Annotated in this window: 2 protein-coding genes and 1 pseudogene; all 3 read left to right on the top strand. The window is 37.0% G+C overall.

Annotated features, from left to right (window positions below; translation table 11 throughout):
• A pseudogene (locus tag ACFIJJ_RS09695) lies at nucleotides 1-156 on the top strand (phage regulatory protein/antirepressor Ant); the annotation flags it as partial.
• A gap of 359 nt (nucleotides 157-515) precedes the next feature.
• On the top strand, nucleotides 516-1,043 hold the full coding sequence (locus ACFIJJ_RS09690; RefSeq protein ID WP_375624445.1) for an antA/AntB antirepressor family protein: 528 nt from the start codon (nucleotides 516-518) through the stop codon (nucleotides 1,041-1,043).
• A 154-nt stretch (nucleotides 1,044-1,197) separates the two neighbouring features.
• Nucleotides 1,198-1,604: ERF family protein (locus ACFIJJ_RS09685; RefSeq protein ID WP_375646796.1), on the top strand; the 407-nt coding region annotated here is incomplete at its 3' end.

Raw genomic sequence — 1,604 nt, 5'->3', positions numbered from 1 at the left:
CCGTATCAAGACAAAATCCAAAAGAAACTTATGGATTGTCCAACTATCACACTTCAAACCGCAAGTGGAATAGAAAAGGTCATTCCTTGCGCAAAAATCACCACAAAAGGTATGGGGCTGCTGTCTCAAGAGATTAAAAGACAAAGCATGCATTAAGAGAAACAATCATGGAAAAGAAATACGAATTTACTGATAAAATCGATATGATTTATTTGCGTCAATTTTCAAACTTTTTAATTGACAAAATAATATCAGTATGTCTATTGTCGAATCAGGTGCTTGAAAAACACCTTAGATGCATAGCGGATGAATTGCCGAAACAGTTTATTTTCCGCACATTAAAGGCTTTGACTCGTTGTATGTTACACGCATATAATGACTTTGTCGGGTGTAGTTACGCTATACAATACTCTTTATGGGGAAAGCGTAACGACGGACTATGCACCGTGTTTTTCAGCACCCGGCATCCTTTATTGGATGTCAATGAAAAACATCTAACTGCATAGGAGTTCATTATGAACACTCTTATAAAAATTACAGAACAAACAATTGATCAAGAAACTGTTCAAGCAGTAAATGCACGTGAGTTGCATGCATTTTTGGAAAGCAAACAAGATTTCTCTACTTGGATAAAAAAACGCATCATTGCTTATTCTTTTCTTGAAAGGCAAGATTTTATTCGCTTCCACAAAAAAATGGAAGCGAACAATGCTATAGCAGTAGAATATCATCTCACCTTAGATATGGCGAAAGAGCTTTCCATGGTTGAACGTAATAAGAAAGGACGACAGGCACGTCGTTACTTTATTGAGTGTGAGAAAAAACTAAGAAACCAATCTGTTGATTATGATCGTGATACACGCTTTGATTTGCCAAGCTATTGGGAGGGAATGAACGCTGGTGAAAAAGTTTTATATCTTTTAGGTCCAATTCATGTGCGTCTTCTTGATGCCTTCAGAGTAGATGAAGAAAACAGAAAATATAAAGCTCTCATTAAAGAAGCGAAACAGGTCTTAGAAAGATCTGTCGTAAAAGCTGCTTAGTTTAAAATATGATTTCATTTCCTCGTCTTTTCAGACGGGGAGGTGGTCAATATCACACAGTCTCTAGAAACAGGATTGTAACAACCAACCAACTTTTAAACACCAGCGTGATTCACGCCACGGGTGAATTGCGCTCAAATAGGAGGAAATCAAGATGAGTGAACTAAGTACCACACAAACGGAATTAGTGGAAACAACGAACGATTGTGAAGTCAAATCTACAGCTATGGAGCTGATTTTAGAAAGAGCTCTAAAAGATGATGTCGATATGGAACGTCTCAAGAGCCTTCTTGAATTGCGAGAAAAGGAGATAGAACGACAAGAGCGCCAAAACTTTGTCCGTGATCTTTCTGCTATGCAAATGGAATACAAAAATATCGAACAAAACGCCATTAATACACATACTAAAAGCCTCTATACAACGCTTGATAAATATATTGATGCTATTAAAGAACCCCTTGCAAAACATCACTTTGCCTTGTTCTCTCGTATCAAAGACCAGAGTTCAAATGACATAACTGTAGAAATGACTTTAAAGCATATATCGGGCAATGAAATATC

The sequence above is a fragment of the Bartonella sp. TT29SHDZB genome, assembly GCF_042193395.1.
In the GTDB taxonomy this organism is placed as follows: Bacteria; Pseudomonadota; Alphaproteobacteria; order Rhizobiales; family Rhizobiaceae; genus Bartonella.
The sequence above is the reverse complement of the archived record's forward strand: the minus strand, read 5'-3'. Positions and strand labels throughout refer to the sequence as shown.

Coding starts and splice junctions, on each gene's coding strand:
- ACFIJJ_RS09690 (WP_375624445.1), top strand. CDS start 516: ATGAACACTCTTATAAAAATTACAGAACAAACAATTGATCAAGAAACT.